At 42.8% G+C, this 2235-nt stretch carries 7 protein-coding genes; 3 read left to right on the top strand and 4 right to left on the bottom strand.

Going from position 1 to position 2235, the window contains the following annotated elements; translation table 11 throughout:
* The first annotated feature begins 137 nt into the window (after positions 1-137).
* Genes H6G26_RS41140 through H6G26_RS41130 form a run of 3 tightly spaced genes read left to right on the top strand, consistent with a single transcriptional unit; the run spans position 138 to position 1263 of the window.
* Positions 138-476 carry a helix-turn-helix domain-containing protein gene (locus tag H6G26_RS41140; RefSeq protein WP_190737832.1) on the top strand — a complete coding sequence of 113 codons (339 nt, stop codon included), beginning with the start codon at positions 138-140 and terminating at the stop codon, positions 474-476.
* Entirely contained in the window at positions 473-1042 is a 570-nt protein-coding gene (locus H6G26_RS41135; RefSeq protein ID WP_190737831.1) for an IS630 family transposase, read from the top strand. The genes H6G26_RS41140 and H6G26_RS41135 overlap by 4 nt, the downstream gene beginning before the upstream one ends.
* A gap of 20 nt (positions 1043-1062) precedes the next feature.
* Positions 1063-1263, top strand: a complete 201-nt coding sequence (locus H6G26_RS41130; RefSeq protein ID WP_190737829.1) for a hypothetical protein — start codon at positions 1063-1065, stop codon at positions 1261-1263.
* A gap of 33 nt (positions 1264-1296) precedes the next feature.
* On the opposite strand, the gene H6G26_RS41125 is transcribed toward H6G26_RS41130, so the two are convergent.
* The 4 genes from H6G26_RS41125 to H6G26_RS42250 form a co-directional block, all read right to left on the bottom strand.
* Entirely contained in the window at positions 1297-1572 is a 276-nt protein-coding gene (locus H6G26_RS41125; RefSeq protein WP_109013541.1) for a hypothetical protein, read from the bottom strand.
* Complete coding sequence (locus H6G26_RS41120) at positions 1569-1814, bottom strand: hypothetical protein (RefSeq protein WP_190737827.1); 246 nt, start codon at positions 1812-1814, stop codon at positions 1569-1571. The genes H6G26_RS41125 and H6G26_RS41120 overlap by 4 nt, the downstream gene beginning before the upstream one ends.
* Positions 1811-2044, bottom strand: coding sequence for a hypothetical protein (locus H6G26_RS41115; protein WP_190737825.1), 234 nt, complete (start codon positions 2042-2044; stop codon positions 1811-1813). The genes H6G26_RS41120 and H6G26_RS41115 overlap by 4 nt, the downstream gene beginning before the upstream one ends.
* A 3-nt stretch (positions 2045-2047) precedes the next feature.
* On the bottom strand, positions 2048-2235 hold a 188-nt coding region (locus H6G26_RS42250; protein WP_206757597.1), incomplete at its 5' end, for a hypothetical protein.

Genomic DNA, 2235 nt, shown 5'->3' with positions numbered 1-2235 from the left:
GGCAGTAAAGTAGAGGTGTGCAGTCCCAACAGCTAAGAACATTCCAACTGGGTGAACTTGCAATAAATGAAAAGTGAAAATAACTGCACTGTTTAAACAACGGGCAAGTTAAGGAGCAGCAAGAAATCGGAAAACGCTTGGCAAAAGATACTTCAACAGTCACGAGATGGTTGCAGAAGTACAGAACTGATGGACTGTCAGGCTTATTAGAAATCAAGAAAGCGCCAGGGGCAAAACGGAAAATCGATGATGCTGCGATCGCAGCACTTGAAGAGGAGTTAAAAACAGGAAAGGGCTTTAGTAGCTATGGCGCAATAGTTGATTGGTTAAAACAAGAACATGGACAAGATATAGAGTATGCAACGGTTTATGCATGGGTTCGATATCGATTAGGAGCAAAACTAAAAGTGCCACGTCCTCAAAGCCACAAGCAGGATGAAAAGTTGGTATCTGAGTTTAAAAAAAACTCGGTATGATTCTGAATCGTCTAGAAGAACATCTAGCACCCGGCAAGTGTGTTCGCTACCTGTGTCAGGATGAAACTAGGGTTGGACTGAAAACTCTCACAGGAAAAGTGATTACAGCTTCCGGAGTCAAGCCCACTGTTAAAGTGATATGGCCAAGAGATAACTTTTGGATTTATGGTGCAATTGAACCATTAACTGGAGACCATTTTCTTTATGAGTACCCAAAACTGAATGGTGAGTGTTTTCAACAGTTTTTGGACTGGCTATCTGTGCAATTAGGCTCAGATCATGCCATTTTACAGATTGACCAAGCACCAGCTCATACAAGTTCAGCAATTAGCTGGCCGGAGAATATTATTCCTCTATTTCAACCACCATCGGCTCCTGAACTCAATCCTATAGAAAGGCTTTGGCAAGCTCTTAAGAAACCTCTCAAAAATCAACTTTTCTCTTCTTTACAAGCTTTACGCGAGCGTATCCAAGAAATATTCGACCAACTTACATTTGAGCAGGTAATTTCTGTCTCTTCTTATAACTTTATCCTGGAAGCTCTATTCTATGCAGCTTCATATTAAATTGGTATAAGATCCAAAATGTGTCTGATGTACTTGATGCACAGATGGGCGATCGCCAAGCTTGCCGGCAGGTGCGATCGCTTCATCATCAGTTCTCACGAAATTCAACAAGTTCAAAAACCTCCCTCTGGACTTGGTTTTGGCTTAATTCTTTTCTTCTGCCTTTCGAGTCATTGAAAACGAAAGGCGCATTGACTCCACAATTAGACCGATGGCTGTAGCGCAATTGTTGACCACGGAATTCGTAAAGGTGGTTACGCTGTAAGGCTGTCATTGAAAGCATAAGTTTGTCCCTCAACTTGGGAATAAAACTCGATATTTAGGATTGCTTCGTGAATCTCCATCAAAGCTTGCACAGCATCCCCCATTTTTAGGTCATTCGATGTACTGAACCGCTCCGATGCTTCAATCTGTTTGTAATTTGGGGATGCTTGCACAAACCTAAGAGTCTGTTCGCAACCGAGGATGATGGTCATGATTTCAGTTGTTGTTAGCGATGGCTGTGTCTTTTGGGTGTCTTGGTCGCTCATGACTTGTTTCTTCTCCTTTGGGTTTTGATTGGTGCGGTTGGTGCTTCTGGCTCACTGTTTGGCGCTTCTGGCTGGCTCGGTTTTTGTAGTACATAGCTGATAGCCCCTGCACCCCCGACAGCTGCGGCGATAGTGAACATATTGTTTCTGCCAAGCTGCTGGACTCCGAAGTAGCCAAGGGCTAACGCTGCTGCTGTTGCTCCAATGCCTAAAACCGTGTTTCTGAATGTGGTTCTGTTCATGCTGCCCCCTTAAAATTAGTGACCATTGCGCTAAGTGCCGATTTATTGAGCTGTGTAGATTGCGCTATTTCGGGTTTGGGCATTGTTTGCACATTGCCATGTTGAAAAATCAGTTTCTCTACACCTGCTGAAAGTGCTTGTGTCGGTGCATCTTGGGGTAAATCAAACATCTTGCACAATTCAATTACTGCTAAGTAGGAGATGGTTATACGCCGAGATTCGTAATTCATTGATTAAGCTCCTCTTGCAATTTGAGTTAATAGTTTCAACCCCAAGGCATTAGACCTCTTGCAGAATTGATTTTGTGTTATAATGATTGGTTTTCTTAATCTGAATGGGGTGAGATAACTAAAAAGATTGATGCCTGGGGTATTTATAGCGATAGTTGTAATCGCGGAACGTCTGACAGAAAAAACATCAC

It is taken from the genome of Nostoc sp. FACHB-888 (assembly GCF_014696655.1).
Taxonomy (GTDB): Bacteria; Cyanobacteriota; Cyanobacteriia; order Cyanobacteriales; family Nostocaceae; genus Nostoc.
Note: the sequence above shows the minus strand (reverse complement) of the source record. Positions and strands in the feature narration are given on the sequence as shown.